Annotated in this window: 15 protein-coding genes and 1 pseudogene; 7 read left to right on the top strand and 9 right to left on the bottom strand. The window is 60.5% G+C overall.

Annotation, left to right across the window (positions count from 1 at the left end):
- Positions 1 to 45 precede the first annotated feature (45 nt).
- The 4 genes and pseudogenes from potA (at position 46) to potD (ending at position 3,831) form a co-directional block, all read left to right on the top strand.
- Positions 46 to 1,160, top strand: a pseudogene (potA, locus tag C2E15_RS08475) (spermidine/putrescine ABC transporter ATP-binding protein PotA).
- Positions 1,144 to 2,004: a spermidine/putrescine ABC transporter permease PotB gene (gene potB / locus C2E15_RS08470; protein ID WP_104956979.1), complete on the top strand. Its 861-nt coding sequence runs from the start codon at positions 1,144 to 1,146 to the stop codon at positions 2,002 to 2,004. The pseudogene potA and the gene potB overlap by 17 nt, the downstream one beginning before the upstream one ends.
- The gene (potC, locus tag C2E15_RS08465) at positions 2,001 to 2,774 is read left to right on the top strand and encodes a spermidine/putrescine ABC transporter permease PotC (RefSeq protein WP_104956978.1); all 774 of its coding nucleotides are present in this window, start codon (positions 2,001 to 2,003) and stop codon (positions 2,772 to 2,774) included. Before potB ends, potC begins: the two co-directional genes overlap by 4 nt.
- Before the next feature lie 10 nt (positions 2,775 to 2,784).
- Positions 2,785 to 3,831 (top strand): spermidine/putrescine ABC transporter substrate-binding protein PotD, encoded by a 1,047-nt coding sequence (gene potD / locus C2E15_RS08460; RefSeq protein WP_104956977.1) that lies wholly within the window; start codon positions 2,785 to 2,787, stop codon positions 3,829 to 3,831.
- A gap of 55 nt (positions 3,832 to 3,886) precedes the next feature.
- Here potD and cobB read toward each other — a convergent pair whose 3' ends face one another.
- Genes cobB through lolC form a run of 5 tightly spaced genes read right to left on the bottom strand, consistent with a single transcriptional unit; the run spans position 3,887 to position 8,806 of the window.
- Complete coding sequence (gene cobB, locus C2E15_RS08455; RefSeq protein WP_104956976.1) at positions 3,887 to 4,726, bottom strand: Sir2 family NAD+-dependent deacetylase; 840 nt, start codon at positions 4,724 to 4,726, stop codon at positions 3,887 to 3,889.
- A gap of 14 nt (positions 4,727 to 4,740) precedes the next feature.
- Complete coding sequence (gene nagK, locus C2E15_RS08450; protein ID WP_104956975.1) at positions 4,741 to 5,649, bottom strand: N-acetylglucosamine kinase; 909 nt, start codon at positions 5,647 to 5,649, stop codon at positions 4,741 to 4,743.
- 19 nt (positions 5,650 to 5,668) lie between these two features.
- Complete coding sequence (gene lolE, locus C2E15_RS08445; RefSeq protein ID WP_104956974.1) at positions 5,669 to 6,910, bottom strand: lipoprotein-releasing ABC transporter permease subunit LolE; 1,242 nt, start codon at positions 6,908 to 6,910, stop codon at positions 5,669 to 5,671.
- Positions 6,910 to 7,614 carry a lipoprotein-releasing ABC transporter ATP-binding protein LolD gene (gene lolD / locus C2E15_RS08440; RefSeq protein ID WP_104956973.1) on the bottom strand — a complete coding sequence of 235 codons (705 nt, stop codon included), beginning with the start codon at positions 7,612 to 7,614 and terminating at the stop codon, positions 6,910 to 6,912. Before lolD ends, lolE begins: the two co-directional genes overlap by 1 nt.
- Positions 7,607 to 8,806: a lipoprotein-releasing ABC transporter permease subunit LolC gene (gene lolC, locus C2E15_RS08435; protein WP_104956972.1), complete on the bottom strand. Its 1,200-nt coding sequence runs from the start codon at positions 8,804 to 8,806 to the stop codon at positions 7,607 to 7,609. Before lolC ends, lolD begins: the two co-directional genes overlap by 8 nt.
- A gap of 11 nt (positions 8,807 to 8,817) precedes the next feature.
- Here lolC and C2E15_RS21300 point away from each other — a divergent pair, with 11 nt between their 5' ends.
- From C2E15_RS21300 to mfd, 3 genes are all read left to right on the top strand, one after another.
- Positions 8,818 to 9,009, top strand: a complete 192-nt coding sequence (locus C2E15_RS21300) for a hypothetical protein (RefSeq protein ID WP_146108536.1) — start codon at positions 8,818 to 8,820, stop codon at positions 9,007 to 9,009.
- 47 nt (positions 9,010 to 9,056) lie between these two features.
- Positions 9,057 to 9,266, top strand: a complete 210-nt coding sequence (locus C2E15_RS08430; RefSeq protein WP_104956971.1) for a hypothetical protein — start codon at positions 9,057 to 9,059, stop codon at positions 9,264 to 9,266.
- A gap of 135 nt (positions 9,267 to 9,401) precedes the next feature.
- Positions 9,402 to 12,851: a transcription-repair coupling factor gene (gene mfd / locus C2E15_RS08425; RefSeq protein WP_104956970.1), complete on the top strand. Its 3,450-nt coding sequence runs from the start codon at positions 9,402 to 9,404 to the stop codon at positions 12,849 to 12,851.
- Between the two features lie 140 nt (positions 12,852 to 12,991).
- On the opposite strand, the gene C2E15_RS08420 is transcribed toward mfd, so the two are convergent.
- The 4 genes from C2E15_RS08420 to nagZ form a co-directional block, all read right to left on the bottom strand.
- Complete coding sequence (locus C2E15_RS08420; RefSeq protein WP_104956969.1) at positions 12,992 to 13,540, bottom strand: glycine zipper 2TM domain-containing protein; 549 nt, start codon at positions 13,538 to 13,540, stop codon at positions 12,992 to 12,994.
- Between the two features lie 282 nt (positions 13,541 to 13,822).
- Positions 13,823 to 15,127, bottom strand: a complete 1,305-nt coding sequence (locus C2E15_RS08415) for an NAD(P)/FAD-dependent oxidoreductase (protein WP_104956968.1) — start codon at positions 15,125 to 15,127, stop codon at positions 13,823 to 13,825.
- A 221-nt stretch (positions 15,128 to 15,348) separates the two neighbouring features.
- Positions 15,349 to 15,891 carry an alpha/beta hydrolase YcfP gene (gene ycfP / locus C2E15_RS08410; RefSeq protein WP_104956967.1) on the bottom strand — a complete coding sequence of 181 codons (543 nt, stop codon included), beginning with the start codon at positions 15,889 to 15,891 and terminating at the stop codon, positions 15,349 to 15,351.
- Between the two features lie 40 nt (positions 15,892 to 15,931).
- Positions 15,932 to 16,969, bottom strand: a complete 1,038-nt coding sequence (nagZ, locus tag C2E15_RS08405; RefSeq protein ID WP_174705691.1) for a beta-N-acetylhexosaminidase — start codon at positions 16,967 to 16,969, stop codon at positions 15,932 to 15,934.
- Positions 16,970 to 17,016 lie beyond the last annotated feature (47 nt).

Here is a 17,016-nt window from a genome sequence, read left to right as displayed (position 1 = left end):
TACAGGCAGCCCTGACTGCCGATAACTTCGGGCTGAGTGACTAAAATGACGCAAACACGCGCACAAACGGCGCTGGTTACGCTTTCTGGCATCAGTAAAGCTTTTGACGGCAAAGAAATTATTGCCGACTTTGACCTGACCATACACCACGGCGAGTTTATTACCCTGCTCGCCCCTCCGGCTGCGGCAAAACCACCATTTTGCGCCTGATCGCCGGGCTTGAAGAGACCGACAGCGGCGAGATTATTCTCGACGGCGAAACCATTACCGAAACGCCGGCGGAGCATCGTCACGTCAATACCGTGTTTCAGAGCTACGCGCTGTTTCCGCATATGACAGTGTTTGAAAACGTCGCCTTCGGCCTGCGCATGCAGAAAACCCCGGCGGCGGAAATCACTGCCCGCGTCAACGAGGCGCTGGCGATGGTGCAGCTGGAGAGCTTCGCCGACCGCCGTCCGCATCAGCTTAGCGGCGGTCAGCAGCAGCGCGTGGCGATTGCGCGCGCGGTGGTCAACCGTCCGAAGGTGCTGCTGCTGGATGAATCCCTTTCGGCGCTCGACTATAAGCTGCGCAAGCAGATGCAGAACGAGTTAAAGGCGTTACAGCGCAAGCTGGGCATCACCTTCGTGTTCGTGACGCACGATCAGGAAGAGGCGCTCAGCATGTCCGATCGCATCGTGGTGCTGCGCGACGGACGCATCGAGCAGGACGGCTCGCCGCGTGAAATCTATGAAGAGCCGGCGAACCTGTTCGTGGCGCGCTTTATCGGCGAGATCAATGTGTTTGACGCGGAAGTGGTCGCGCTGCTGGCGGATCGCCGCGTGCGTGCGCGGGTGGAAGGCCGCGAATGCGATCTCCTGGTGCCCTTCCCGGTGACGCCCGGCCAGAAGCTGCACGTGCTGCTGCGCCCGGAGGATCTGCGCGTAGAGGAGATCCACGACAGCGCAGCCGCCGACGGGCTGGTGGGCTTTGTGCGTGAGCGCAACTATAAAGGTATGACGCTGGAATCCACCGTCGAGCTGGAAAACGGCAAACTGGTCACCGTCAGCGAATTCTTTAACGAGGATGACCCCGATTTTGACCACTCGCTGGATCAGAAAATGGCAATTACCTGGGTTGAAAGCTGGGAGGTGGTGCTGCCTGATGAAAATAATGCGTAACCGTTTCCAGAAAACGATTATCACGCTGATCGTCGGCTGGCTGGTGCTGTTTGTCTTTTTGCCGAACCTGATGATTATCGCCACCAGTTTCCTGACGCGTGACGATGCCAACTTCGTCCGCATGGCGCTGACCGTCGATAACTACACCCGGCTGCTCGATCCGCTCTACGCCACGGTGCTGCTGCATTCACTGAATATGGCGCTGATCGCCACGCTCTGCTGCCTGCTCCTGGGCTATCCCTTCGCCTGGTGCCTGACAAAGCTGCCGGCGCGCGTGCGTCCGGTGATGCTGTTTCTGCTGATTGTCCCCTTCTGGACTAACTCGCTGATCCGCATTTACGGCCTGAAAATTTTCCTCAGCACCCGCGGCTGGCTGAATGAGTTTCTGCTGTGGCTCGGCCTTATCGATAAGCCTTTCCGCATCATGTATACCTCGGAAGCGGTGGTGCTGGGGCTGGTCTATATCCTGCTGCCCTTTATGGTGATGCCGCTCTACTCCAGCCTTGAGAAACTGGACAAGCCCTGCCTGGAGGCGGCGCGCGATCTTGGTGCCAGCAAGCTGCAAACCTTCTGGCGCATTATTCTGCCGCTGACCATGCCGGGCATCGTCGCCGGCTGCCTGCTGGTGCTGCTGCCGGCGATGGGGCTGTTCTTCGTCGCCGATCTGATGGGCGGCGCAAAAAATCTGCTGATCGGCAACGTGATCAAGAGCCAGTTCCTCAATATCCGCGACTGGCCGTTCGGCGCCGCCACCAGTATTGTCCTGACGCTGGTGATGGGGCTGATGCTGCTTTTCTACTGGCGTGCGGCGCGCATGCTGAATAAGAAAGTGGAGCTGGAATAATGGGCAAAACTTTACGCAGCGGCTTTATGTTTCTCATTTACGCCTGGCTGTATATTCCGATCGTAATTTTGATCGTCAACTCCTTTAACGCTTCGCGTTTCGGCATTAACTGGCAGGGCTTCAGCACCCAGTGGTATGCGCTGTTGATGAACAACGATAGCCTGATCCAGGCAGCGAAGCACTCGCTGATTATGGGGGTGCTTTCCGCTACCTTCGCCACGCTGATCGGCGCGCTGACGGCAGTGGCGCTCTATCGCTACCGGTTTCGCGGCAAGCCGTTCGTCAGCGGCATGCTGTTTGTGGTGATGATGTCGCCCGATATCGTGATGGCGATTTCACTGCTGGTGCTGTTTATGCTGCTGGGCATCTCGCTGGGCTTCTGGTCGCTGCTGGTATCGCATATCACCTTCTGCCTGCCGTTTGTGGTGATCACCGTCTATTCTCGCCTGAAGGGGTTTGATGTACGGATGCTGGAGGCGGCGCGCGATCTCGGGGCCAGCGAAGTGACCATTTTGCGTAAAATTATTCTGCCGCTGGCGATGCCGGCGGTAGCGGCGGGCTGGCTGCTCAGCTTTACCCTGTCGATGGACGATGTGGTGGTCTCCTCCTTCGTCACCGGCCCGGGCTTTGAGATCCTGCCGTTGAAGATTTACTCGATGGTAAAGGTCGGCGTCTCGCCGGAGGTGAACGCGCTGGCGACAATCCTGATGGTGCTGTCGCTGCTGCTGGTGGCCGGCAGCCAGCTGTTGCTGCGCGATAAAACAAAATAGAGGAAAGGCGATGAAGAAATGGGGTTACTGGCTGGCGGCTGGGGCGCTGGCGTTAGGCTTACAGAGCGCGCAGGCCGCAGACGACGGCAAAACGCTTTATTTCTACAACTGGACGGAGTATGTGCCGCCGGGGCTGCTGGAGCAGTTTACCAAAGAGACCGGCATCAAGGTGATCTACTCCACCTATGAGTCGAACGAAAGCATGTACGCCAAGCTGAAAACCTACAAGGACGGCGCCTACGATCTGGTGGTGCCTTCTACCTATTTCGTGGCGAAAATGCGCAACGAAGGAATGATCCAGAAGATCGACAAGAGCAAGCTGTCGAACTTCAGTAATCTCGATCCGAATTTGCTGAATAAACCGTTCGATCCGAATAACGACTATTCGATCCCTTATATCTGGGGCGCCACCGCCATCGGCGTCAATACCGACGCGCTGGACGCCAAAAGCGTTACCGCCTGGCGCGATCTCTGGAAGCCGGAATATAAGCAGAGCCTGCTGCTGACCGATGACGCGCGCGAAGTGTTTCAGATGGCGCTGCGCAAGCTCGGCTACTCCGGCAACACCCGCGACGCCAAAGAGATCAACGCCGCCTATGAAGAGCTGAAAAAGCTGATGCCGAACGTGCTGGCGTTTAACTCCGATAACCCGGGCAATCCGTTTATGGAAGGCGAAGTCAACCTCGGGATGATCTGGAACGGCTCCGCTTACGTGGCGCGCCAGGCGGGCACGCCGCTGGAGATCGTCTGGCCGAAAGAAGGCGGCATCTTCTGGATGGACAGTCTGGCGATCCCGGCCAACGCGAAAAACAAAGAGGGTGCGCTGAAGCTGATTAACTTCCTGCTGCGTCCGGAAGTGGCGGCGCAGGTAGCGGAAACCATCGGCTATCCGACGCCGAACCTGGCGGCGAAAAAACGGCTGCCGCCAAGCGTAGCCAACGATGCCTCGCTCTACCCGTCGGAAGCGGTGATCAAAAACGGCGAGTGGCAGGATGACGTCGGCGACGCCAGCGTGCAGTATGAGATGCTGTTCCAGAAGCTGAAAGCGGGCCGTTAAGGCACCCGCGCAAAAAAGGCGACCCTGAGGTCGCCTTTTTTATCGCCACATCGGCTCAGAGCAGACGATAAAGCCCTTTCTGAAACTTCTCTACCCATGCGGGCACCACTTCGCTCGCCAGCCCGTAGTGCTTTTCCGCAAACTGGTTGCCCACCTGGCTTGGCTCCAGATTCAGCTCGACGGTATGTACGCCCTGCAGCTTCGCTTCATGCACGAAGCCGGCCGCCGGATAGACATGGCCGGAGGTGCCAATGGCGAGGAAATAGTCCGCCTGCGCAATCGCCTGATAGATCTCATCCATGCCGAGCGGCATCTCACCGAACCAAACCACGTGCGGGCGCAGGCGCGCCGGGAACTGACAGCAGTGGCAGCGATCGTCGGCATTGAGGTCGCCGGTCCACGCCAGTACCTGGCCGCTCATTTCACAGCGCACCTTCAGCAGCTCGCCGTGCATATGCAGTACGCGCTCGTTGCCGGCGCGCTCATGCAGGTTATCGATATTCTGCGTCACCAGCAGAAAATTATCGCCCAGCACCGACTCCAGCTCCGCCAGCGCCAGATGCGCGGCATTGGGCTGGATCTCCGGCTGCTGCAGCTGACGGCGGCGCGCATTGTAAAACGCCTGCACCAGCGCCGGATCGCGGGCGAACCCTTCCGGCGTGGCGACATCCTCGATGCGATGCTCTTCCCACAGTCCATCATCGGCGCGGAAAGTGCGAATGCCCGACTCGGCGGAAATGCCGGCGCCGGTCAGCACCACCACCCGCGGCTGGGGGCGCGCCGCCAGCTCAGCATTACGATCGCGTTCAAAAATACGCTGCCGGAAACGCTGGTGCATTTTGCGCCGGGTTTTACGAAAGCGCGCGATGCGTAAACGGCGACGGGGTGTGCGCATAAAAACTCCTTTGGTTACCTGAGATGCAGGAATGCGGCGCCGCGCATTCCCCCTGCGTCTCCATGACGGGCGCGGGCAAAACGCGGCGGCCTGGCGACCGGCAGCAGGTGCGGTTTCACCTCCTCCGCCAGCCCGTCATAAAGCGCATCGAAATTGGATAATCCGCCGCCCAGTACCACCAGGTGCGGATCGATCAGCGTCAGCAGGTTGCCGAGACAAACCGCCAGCAGCGCGCGGAAGCGCGCGGTATGCGCCTGCGCCTGCCGATCGCCCTGATAATAGCGCGCGGCGATCGCTTCGGCACTGAGCGTCTGCTGATAAAAATGGCGAAACAGCCAGGCGAACCCCTGGCCCGAGAGAAACCGTTCAATACAGCCGTACTTGCCGCAGCCGCACTGGGGCAGCGGAATATCCTGGCCCAGCACCGTCAGCGCGTCGATCGGCAGACGCATATGGCCCATTTCGCCGGTAACGAAGTTGCGGCCGGAAACCGGCTTGCCCTCCACGACCAACCCGCCACCGACCCCGGTGCCAAGGATCAGCCCCAGCACCACCGGATAGGCCTGAAACTCGTCGTCCCAGGCTTCGGAAAGGGCGAAGCAGTTGGCGTCGTTATCAACGCGCACTTCGCGTCCCAGCAGCCGGCTCAGATCGCGCCCCAGCGCCTGCCTGCGCGCCGCCGGCACGTTGGCGGTAAACAGCGTGCCATCCTCAGGATCGATCAGCCCCGGCACGCCGACGCCGACGCTGCCGCGCCCGCCGGTGAAGGCGTCCGCCTCCGCCGTCAGGTCACGAAAGGCCGCCAGCAGCTGCGCGTAGTCGTCGCGCGGCGTGGCGACGCGTTTGCTCCATACCTGCCGACGCTGCGCGTCATAGACGCCGAGCGCGATTTTACTGCCGCCCATGTCGAAACCATAGAACATCGGATCCCCCGTCACGCCGTCACTGTCCGCTCAACACCCGCGCCGGATCGATGCGGCTGGCTCGCCGCGCCGGATACCAGCTGGCCACCAGGCTCAGCACGATCGCGGTCGCCAGCACCGAGGCCACGTCAAGCCAGTGCAGCTCCGACGGCAGGAAATCGATAAAGTAGATGTCGCCGGACAGAAAATGATGTCCGGTCAGCTGTTCCAGCCCGCGGATCAGCCGCGTCAGGTTCAGCGCCGCCAGCACCCCTACCACCACGCCGCTCAGGCTGCCCAGCAGCCCGGCGCGCAGCCCGTACCAGACGAAGATGGCGCGGATCAGGCCATCTTTCGCCCCCAGCGTACGCAGCACGGCGATATCGCTGCTTTTATCCTTCACCGCCATCACTAACGTGGAGACGATATTAAAACAGGCGACGCCGATCACCAGCACCATTGCCAGATACATAATGGCGCGGATCATCTGAATATCGCGGTACATATAGCCGTAGGTGCCGATCCAGCTGCGGATATAGACGTAGGCGCGTGTCACCTCGCCGGCGTCGCGCACCAGTTTCACCGCGTTAAAGGGATCGTTCATCTTCAGCGCGATGCCGGTGACCTTGTCGGCCATCTCAAGATACTGCTGCGCGTCGGCCAGCGGCACCAGCGCCAGGCTGTGATCGAGCATGCCGCTCAGCTGCAGAATGCCGCTGACCTGCAGGCGAATACGCTTCGGCTGCAGCAGCTTGTTCTGACCATCGCTGTTAGGGATCATGATCGTCAGCCAGTCGCCCTGGCGAATGCCTAATGATTTCGCCACGCCGCTGCCGATAATAATCTGCTGCTTGCCGGCGCTAAAACGGGACCAGGCATTATTTTGCACAAACTGCGGCAGCGCGCTGAGCTGTGTTTCCAGCGCCGGGTCGACCCCTTTAACCTGGATCGCCTGCAGCTTCGCCCCGCTCTCCACCAGCCCGGTAAAGTTGATATAGGGCGCGGCGGCGGCGATGCCCGGTACCTGGGTCATGCGCGGCAGCAGTGTGCGCCACTCCGCCAGCTGGCCGTCGACCGGCTCGATTTCGCCGTGCGGCACGACCGCCAGAATGCGGTTGTTCAGCTCGCGCTCGAAGCCGTTCATCGCGCTGAGGCCGATAATCAGCACCGCCACGCCAAGCGCAATGCCCAGCGTAGAGATAACCGAGATCAGCGACACCATGCCGCCGCGCCGCCGTCCGCCGCTAAAGCGCGTCGCCAACAGTAAGGAGAGAGAGGCCATTACAACGCTCCCGCCAGCGTGACGTGGTCACTCAGCTGGCCGTCGCGCATTTCACGCTGCGCGGGAAGACGCTTCGCCAGATGCAGGTCGTGCGTCACCACCAGAAACGCGGTGCCCTGACGCACGTTCAGTTCGCCCAGCAGATCGAAAATGGCGTCGGCGTTACGCGCGTCAAGGTTACCGGTCGGCTCGTCGGCCATTACCAGGCGGGGATTGTTGACCAGCGCGCGCGCAATCGCTACGCGCTGGCGTTCGCCGCCGGAAAGCTCAGAGGGACGGTGCGCGGCGCGTTTCGCCAGGCCGACGGCGCTCAGCATCGCCATCGCGCGATCCTGCGCCTCCTGCTTGCCTTTTTTGCCGATCAGCAGCGGCATCGCCACGTTTTCCAGCGCGGTAAAGTCGGGCAGCAGGTGGTGAAACTGATAGATAAAGCCCAGCTCGCGGTTGCGCAGCTCCGCTTTCTGCGCGGAACTCATGCTGCTCAGGGCGCGGCCGTTAAACAACACGTCGCCGGAGGTGGGCGCATCCAGCCCGCCCAGCAGGTGCAACAGGGTGCTTTTGCCGGAGCCGGAGCTGCCGACAATCGCCATCATTTCGCCGGGCCGCATGGTGAAACTGACGTCGCGTAACACGTCTGTCTGCACGCTCCCTTCCTGATAGCGTTTGCACAGCTGGTCACACTGCAACAGAATTGAATCACTCATAGCGTAAAGCCTCAGCGGGTTGTACGGCGGCGGCGCGCCAGGATGGATAAAGCGTCGAGAGCAGCGCCAGCGCCATCGCGGTCAGCGCAATGGCGATCACCTGCCAGAAAGAGATATCGACCGGCAGCGCGGCGCCGTCGAGGAAGATGCCGATCACAGGCATCAGGTTATTAAGCTGGCTGGCCAGCAGCACGCCGAGCAGCGCGCCAAGCAGCGCGCCGATAATGCCGGCGCTGGCGCCCTGCACCATAAACACCAGCATAATCTGGCGGCGCGTCAGCCCCTGGGTTTGCAGGATCGCCACTTCGCCCTGCTTCTCCATGATCAGCAGGCCCAGCGAGGTGATGATGTTAAACGCCGCCACGGCGATGATCAGGCTCAGCAGCAGCCCCATCATGTTCTTTTCCATGCGCACCGCCTGGAACAGATCGCCCTTGCGGTCGCGCCAGTCTTTCCACACCAGCCCCTGCGGCAGCGCCTGCTGGCTGGTGCTGTCCACCGCCAGCGGCTTATCAAGCCACAGGCGCCAGCCGGTGATATTGCCCGCCGGATAGCGCATCAGGCGCGAGGCATCCTGCTGGTTCACCAGCATTTGATAGCCGTCCACCTCGCTGTTGGCGGCGAAGGTGCCGATCACGTTGAACAGACGCTGGCTGGGCAGGCGGCCCATCGGGGTAAACTGGCTGGCGGAAGGCACCATCAGGCGCAGCTGATCGCCGCGCTTGACGCCCAGCTGGGCGGCCAGCTGCTCGCCGAGAATAATGTTGTACTGATTAGGCTGCAGCGCCTGCTGCTGCACATTCACCAGATAAGGGGTCAGCGGGTCCGCCTCGTCCGGCTGGACGCCGAGCATGACGCCCACCGCCACGCTGCGCGCGCTTTGCAGCACGACATCGCCGGTGGTGAGCGGCGCAATGCGCTGCACGCCCTGCAGCTTAAGTTCGCTGGCGGGATGCTGCTGCGGATTGAGCGAGCCCTTTTCGCCGGCGATCAGCGCCTGCGGCATCAGCCCAAGGATGTTGCCTTCCAGCTCGCGCTCGAAGCCGTTCATCACTGACAGCACGGTGACCAACGCCAGCACGCCAAGGGTAATGCCAATGGTGGAAAGCCAGGAAACAAACCGGCCGAAGCGGTCTGCGGCACGTCCGCGCATATAACGCAGACCGATAAATAACGCGACAGGTTGATACATGAGATCCATCTATGCGTGGCAAAAGCAAAAGTAGTCAGGATGATAAAGGAGCCGCCTGCTTTATGGAACCTTTACCCCGCCGAGTTAACGCTAAAGATGCGTCAGAATTTTTCAGCACTCGTCAGCTGCCGGAAAAAGCATCAGACGAAGCCGCCTTCCTCGCTCCCGCGCCAATCTGCACTATACTGGCCCTGACTATTTAAAGGGTTAAGGTGGTCAATCAGCCGTGCCGCTGGCACCGGAGCCGCTTATGAGTAAGTATGCAAAAGGCGCGATTGTCAAACATCACTCCGGGGAGATCCGCGGCGAGGTGACGGCGGTGTTTTGCCAGGGGAATTTTCCCGCCAGCTACCATGTACGCTGGGATGACGGCACCTGGAGCCTGCACGCGGAGAAGGAGCTGATCCCCGGCGATGACAGCGGCGATCGCCCGTATCATCTGCCGCGCCCCGCTTCCTGAGCCGCTGCGCGCCAAATTGGGCCGTTGCGTCTGTTGATGCCGCTGAGGTAAAAAGCACGCCTCAGCAGATGATCCGTGCCCTGTTCTGTGGAATGATTACGCCCCTGAAATAACAGAGAGAACGTCGAAACGACTATGCCTGAACAGATTCGCTATGCCCTGCCCGCCGCGGCAGCCGATCAACGCCAGCTGGGTCAGCTCACCGGCGCCGCCTGCGCCGTCGAATGCGCGGAGATGGCGGAGCGTCACCCGGGGCTGGTAATGCTGGTTGCGCCCGATATGCAAACCTCGCTGCGGCTGCAGGATGAGATCCAACAGTTTACCCGCCAGCCGGTCATCAGCCTGGCCGACTGGGAAACGCTGCCGTTCGACAGCTTCTCTCCGCATCAGGACATCATCTCATCGCGCCTTTCCACGCTGTATCGCCTGCCGACGCTGACGCGCGGCGTGCTGATCCTGCCGGTGAATACGCTGATGCAGCGCTACTGCCCGCACGATTTTCTGCACGGCCATGCGCTGGTGATGCATAAAGGGCAGCAGCTGTCACGCGACAGGCTGCGCGCGCAGCTGGAGCAGGCGGGCTATCGTCACGTCGATCAGGTGATGGAGCATGGCGAATATGCCACGCGCGGCGCGCTGCTGGATCTCTTTCCGATGGGCAGCGAACAGCCTTACCGCATCGACTTTTTCGATGACGAGATCGACAGCCTGCGTCTGTTCGATGTCGACAGCCAGCGCACGCTGGAAGAGGTGGAGGCGATTAACCTGCTGCCCGCCCACGAATTTCCTACCGACAAAGCCGCCATCGAGCTGTTCCGCAGCCAGTGGCGCGAGCAGTTCGATGTGCTGCGCGAGCCGGAGCATGTCTATCAGCAGGTGAGCAAGGGCACGCTGCCGGCCGGCATCGAATATTGGCAGCCGCTGTTTTTCGAACAGCCGCTGGTGCCGCTGTTCAGCTACCTGCCGCGCGACACGCTGGTGGTCAGCACCGGCGATCTGGAGGCCAGCGCCGACCGCTTCTGGCAGGATATTCTTGCGCGCTTTGAAAACCGCCGCGTCGATCCGATGCGTCCGCTGCTGCCGCCGGAAACCTTATGGCTGCGCACCGATCAACTGTTCGCCGAGCTGAAGCAGTGGCCGCGCGTGCGCATGAACAGCGAGGCGCTGCCGGACAAAGCGGCCAACACCAACCTTGATTATCAGCCGCTGCCGGCGCTGGCGGTAGAGCCGCAGGCGAAGGCGCCGCTCGATAATTTGCGCCGCTTCCTGGAGAGCTTTCACGGCGCGGTGATCTTCTCGGTCGAAAGCGAGGGCCGCCGCGAGGCGCTGCAGGAGCTGCTGGCGCGCATCAAGCTGCAGCCGAAAAACATTCAACGCTTCGACGAGGCGGCCGAACCGGGCCACTACCTGATGATCGGCGCCAGCGAGCGCGGCTTTATTGATAATCTGCGCCAGCGTGCGCTGATTTGCGAAGGCGATCTGCTGGGCGAACGCGTCACGCGCCGCCGCCAGGAGACGCGCCGCACCATCAACCCCGACGTACTGATCCGCAACCTGGCGGAGCTGCATCCCGGTCAGCCGGTGGTGCATCTGGAGCATGGCGTGGGGCGCTATATCGGCCTGACGACGCTGGAGGCAGGCGGCATCAAAGCGGAATATCTGATGCTGGCCTACGCCAACGACGCCAAACTTTACGTGCCGGTCTCTTCGCTGCATCTGATCAGCCGCTACGCCGGCGGCGCGGATGAGAACGCCCCACTGCACAAGCTGGGCAGCGATACCTGGTCGCGCGCGCGTCAGAAGGCGGCGGAGAAAGTGCGCGACGTGGCGGCGGAGCTGCTGGATATCTACGCGCAGCGCGCCGCCAAGCAGGGCTACGCCTTTAAATATGACCGCGAGCAGTATCAGCTGTTCTGCGACAGCTTCCCGTTTGAGACCACCCCGGATCAGGCGCAGGCGATTCAGGCAGTGATGAGCGATATGTGCGAGCCGCTGGCGATGGATCGTCTGGTATGCGGCGACGTCGGCTTCGGCAAAACCGAAGTGGCGATGCGCGCCGCCTTCCTCGCAGTGGAAAACAACAAGCAGGTGGCGGTACTGGTGCCCACCACCCTGCTGGCGCAGCAGCACTACGACAACTTCCGCGATCGCTTCGCCAACTGGCCGGTGCGCATTGAGATGCTTTCTCGTTTCCGCAGCGCCAAAGAGCAGGCGCAGGTACTGGAGCAGGCAAGCGAAGGGAAAATCGATATTCTGATCGGTACGCACAAGCTGTTGATGAGCGATTTGAAATGGCGCGATCTGGGGCTGCTGATTGTCGATGAGGAGCATCGCTTCGGTGTACGCCACAAGGAGCGCATCAAAGCGATGCGCGCCGATGTCGATATCCTGACGCTGACCGCCACCCCCATCCCGCGTACGCTGAATATGGCGATGAGCGGCATGCGCGATCTATCGATTATCGCCACCCCGCCCGCGCGCCGTCTGGCGGTGAAAACCTTTGTACGCGAATATGACAATCTGGTGGTGCGCGAGGCGATCCTGCGTGAAATCTTGCGCGGCGGCCAGGTCTACTATCTCTATAACGACGTGGAGAATATTGAAAAAGCGGCGCAACGGCTGGCGGAGCTGGTGCCGGAGGCGCGTATCGCCATCGGTCACGGCCAGATGCGCGAGCGCGATCTGGAACGGGTGATGAACGATTTCCATCATCAGCGTTTCAACGTGCTGGTCTGCACCACCATTATTGAAACCGGCATCGATATCCCGACCGCCAACACCATTATTATCGAGCGTGCCGATCACTTCGGTCTGGCGCAGCTGCACCAGCTGCGCGGACGCGTCGGCCGTTCGCACCATCAGGCGTATGCCTGGCTGCTGACGCCGCCGCCGAAAGCGATGACTACCGACGCCCATAAGCGTCTGGAGGCGATCGCCTCCCTGGAGGATTTAGGCGCCGGCTTTGCGCTGGCGACGCACGATCTGGAGATCCGCGGCGCGGGCGAACTGCTGGGCGAAGATCAGAGCGGCCAGATGGAAAGCATCGGCTTTTCGCTCTATATGGAGCTGCTGGAGAACGCCGTCGATGCGCTGAAAGAGGGCCGCGAGCCGTCGCTGGAAGATCTCACCAGCCATCAGACCGATATTGAGCTGCGTATGCCAGCGCTGCTGCCGGACGATTTTATCCCCGATGTTAATACCCGTCTCTCCTTTTACAAGCGCATTGCCAGCGCGGACGAGAGCCGCGAGCTGGACGATTTGAAAGTCGAGCTGAGCGACCGCTTCGGCAGCCTGCCCGATCCGGCGCGCAACCTGCTGGATATCGCCGCGCTGCGCCTCACCGCGCAGCAGCTCGGCGTGCGCCGTATCGAAGCCAGCGAGAAAGGCGGTTTTATCGAGTTTGCCGAGAAAAACAAGGTGGATCCCGCCTGGCTGATTGGCCTGCTGCAGCAGGACCCGCAGCAGTGGCGGCTGGATGGCCCGACGCGCCTGAAGTTCACGCGCGATTTGGCCGAGCGCAAACTGCGCATGAGCTGGATCCGCGAACTGATGGCGCAGATGCAGGAACATACGCTGGCAAGTTAACGCGTAACGGCAATCGCGCCATGTAGCGCGCGGGCGGGCATGGATGCCAGCCATGACGCCCTGGCGAAACAGCCGTTTCGCCGACGACGACAGCAATAAAAAACGGGGCCCGCGGGCCCCGTTTTTTTATGCGGCGTCAGTTACGCCTGATTACTGTTGCTGTTAAGAATCAACTGGCCGTTACGGTCCAGAGGAATGCGGGTACCGGGGTCGCTTTCCATACGAATTTTCCCCTGCTGGTCGCCTATTTTGTAGGTTACGTCGTAACCCAACATTTTATCCTGTTTGTCGTAGACGGTTTTGCAGCGCTGCTCGGTGGTGGTGTAAGTATCACGATCCTGCAGACCGCTCTGCACCTGGTTGCCGGCATAGCCGCCCGCCAGCGCGCCGGCGACCGTCGCCACATCCTTGCCGCGTCCGCCGCCGAACTGATGGCCGAGGACCCCGCCCGCCACCGCGCCCAGCACCGAACCGGCGATGCGGTTTTCATCCTGCACCGGACGACGATGGGTCAATGTGACGTTGCGGCACTCCTGACGCGGATTCTTGATGGTTTCCTTGATAGGCGTTGCGGAAATAACCTGTGCGTATTGGGGGCCAGGATTAAAGACATTCATGCTGGCCACGGCCGCCACACCCAGAGCGGCAACCACACCAATACCCATACCCGCTATCATTGATTTATTCACAGGAAATCCTCCTGATAATGTTACCGCGCAATCCTGCCGCTGCCGGTTCCGTTGCAGCGAGGCATACTCGGCGTGCGCGACTCGCCGTGCTAGTTATAAAAATTTTGCAGTCAGGGAGGAAAACCAACAATCAGATAAAGGGAAGAAACGCGTTAAAGCGGGATAAACACAGCCTTTTCAGAGAGTTCTTAGCGGTACTAATGCAGCTTTTGCATCACTGGCGGAAAAGGGGCTGCGCCGCAGGAGCGGCGCAACTCAGGACCGGCCTGGCCGGACCAGTGATTAATGCAGCTTCAGGCGCGGACGGATCACACGGTTAATGCTGCCCACCAGCATCATCAGGCCGGTCTTAAAATAGCCGTGCAGCGCGATCTGGTGCATGCGGTAGAGCGAGATATAGACGAAACGCGCGATGCGCCCTTCCACCATCATCGAGCCGCGCATCAGGTTGCCCATCAGGCTGCCGACGGTGCTGAAGCGGGAGAGCGATACCAGCGAGCCGTGATCTTTGTAGACGTAAGGCTTCAGCGTCTGCCCTTTCATCTGCGCCAGAATGTTCTCCAGCGCCTTCGAGGCCATCTGATGCGCCGACTGGGCACGCGGCGGCACGAACCCGCCCGACGGCAGCGCGCAGGAGGCGCAGTCGCCGATGGCGTAGATGTTCTCGTCACGCGTGGTCTGCAGCGTCTCTTTCACCACCAGCTGATTGATGCGGTTGGTTTCCAGCCCGCCGATATCTTTCATAAAGTCCGGTGCTTTGATGCCCGCTGCCCAAACCATCAGGTCCGCTTCGATAAAATCGCCGTTTTTCGTGTGCAGGCCGTTGTTATCGGCGCTGGTGACCATGGTTTGCGTCAGCACCTGCACGCCCAGCTTGGTCAGTTCCTGATGCGCCGCCGCGGAGATGCGTGCCGGCAGCGCCGGCAGAATGCGTTCGCCCGCTTCCACCAGCGTAACGTTCAGTACCTGGTTATCCAGCCCTTTATAGCCGTAGCTGTGCAGCTGTTTCACCGCGTTATGCAGCTCCGCCGACAGCTCAACGCCGGTGGCGCCGCCGCCGACGATGGCGATATTGATCTTCTCCTGCGCGCCGGCGTTGGCGGAGAATTTCAGGAACAGATTCAGCATCTCATTATGGAAGCGCTGCGCCTGGTGCGGGTTATCAAGGAAAATGCAGTGGTCTTTCACGCCCGGCGTACCGAAATCGTTCGAAGTGCTGCCCAGCGCCATCACCAGCGTGTCGTAAGGGACCTCGCGCGCCGGCACCAGTACTTCGCCCTGCGCATCGCGGATTTCTGCCAACTGCAGGCGTTTATTCTCGCGATCGATATCCACCAGCGAACCGAGCTGGAACTGGAAATGATGGTTGCGCGCATGGGCCAGATAGCTGAGCGCATCAATGCCTTCATCCAGCGAGCCGGTCGCCACTTCATGCAGCAGCGGCTTCCACAGATGGCTATGATTGCGGTCTACCAGGGTGATCTCCGCTTTTTTACTGCGGCCCAGTTTATGCCCCAGTTGCGTTGCCAGCTCCAGTCCGCCGGCGCCCCCTCCAACAATGACAATTTTCTTCAATGGCGTAGTCAAAAAGACCCCCTTAAAAATGTAAACCAAAAGTTAATTAAAGGTTAAATAAACCCTTAGTTAACATAGGGTTGCGACCTTAAATCGCGAGCTAAAGGCAGAATAACATGGCGGGGTAATTTGGTCATACCAAATTTGATGTAGATCAATTTTGACACAGAAACTCAGATAATGCCGTAAAAGAGCGGGACAGCGCGGGGCGCCGTCCCGGCAGAAAAGGCGTGTTAGCCCAGCGCTTTGAACGCGTTAATACGCTGCAGATGGGGCGAAACGGAGGGGAATTTATGCGGCTGCTGCTCGTCCCAGACAATTTCATAATAGGGCTGCAGCGCCCCGGCGCTGCGCCGGCTATCAAGGATGCCGTCATTGCGGGAGAGTAGCGTCAGGCAGCGATCGCGGTTCTTCTCGCGAAAGTTGCTGACGCATTTGGTGGCGATATCAAGATACTCTTCCGGCCGATCGATTTTGCCGGCCATATTTTCATTGGGCCACAGGTTAGGGTTGATGATCACCTGGCGGATATCGCAGAGAAAACCGATACGCTCCGCCCAGTAACCGCCCAGCCCGACGCCGCAGATCAGCGGCCGATCGTCGACGTTCAGCATCAGCATTTTGTCGGTTTCTTTTAACAAATGCTGCATGTCGTGCTTAGGGTGGCGCGTGCTGTAGCTCAGCAGCCGGACATCAGGATCGATGAACTGCAGCTGCAGCACTTTTTCGTGGTTGCCCGGACTACTGGAATCAAAACCGTGCAGATAAATAATCATGGTTATCCTCACCGTTGATTAACCTGCCGGGCACCCCGTATCAGTTGCCCGACGCCTTGTGCGCCAGCCAGCGTTGCTGCAGCGCGCTTAGCGACTGGCTGGCGCGCTGCCAGCGGGAAGCATCAAGCAGCTGCTGGCGGCTGAACGATCCCTGATGATACAGACGGCTGACCTGCTCTGCTTTGATCGGCGGCAGGTTATCCAGCACGCTGACGGCGCCCTGACGATCGTTGCAGACCAGGATCATATCGCAGCCGGCATCCAGCGACGCCTGAGCGCGCTCCGCGTAGCTACCCATGATGGCCGCCCCTTCCATCGACAGGTCGTCGGAAAAGATGATGCCGTTAAAGTTCAGCTCGCCGCGCAGCACCTGCTGCAGCCAGAAAGGCGAACCGCTGGCCGGACGCGAATCCACCTGGGTATAGACCACGTGCGCAGGCATAATGGCGTCAAGCGCCTGTTCGGCGATCAGCTGCTGGAAAATCGCCATATCATGCTGACGGATCGCCGACTCAGCGCGATCGTCACGCGGCGTCTCTTTATGCGAATCGGCGCTGACGGCGCCATGCCCCGGAAAATGCTTGCCGGTGGTTTTCATCCCCGCTTCATGCATACCTGCGATAAAGCGGCGCGCCACGCGCAGCGCGATGTGTGGCTCGTGATGAAACGCGCGATCGCCGATCGCGGCGCTGATATGGCCGATATCCAGCACCGGCGCGAAACTGATGTCGATATCCATCGCGATCATCTCTGAGGCCATCAGCCAGCCCGCCTCCTGCGCCAGCGCGTCCGCCTCTTCGGGCGCGTTCAGCGCGGCAAAGGATTGCATCGCCGGCAGCGTGGTGAAGCCGTCGCGGAAGCGCTGCACTCGCCCGCCCTCCTGATCGACCGCCACCACCAGGCGCGCATGGGAAGCGGCGCGGATCTGACGCACCAGCTCGCGTAGCTGAGCAGGATCGTGATAGTTGCGGGCGAATAAAATCAACCCGCCCACCAGCGGGTGAGCCAGAATTTCGCGCTCTTCGGCGTCCAGCTCGTAACTTGTCACATCCAGCATGACCGGACCGGGTATCGACATGATGATTTCTCCTGTAAAAACTGGCGCACATCATAGCGGGAATGCGG

Source organism: Mixta gaviniae, assembly GCF_002953195.1.
GTDB classification, from domain to species: Bacteria; Pseudomonadota; Gammaproteobacteria; order Enterobacterales; family Enterobacteriaceae; genus Mixta; species Mixta gaviniae.
This window is presented reverse-complemented; position numbering and strand designations above follow the sequence as displayed.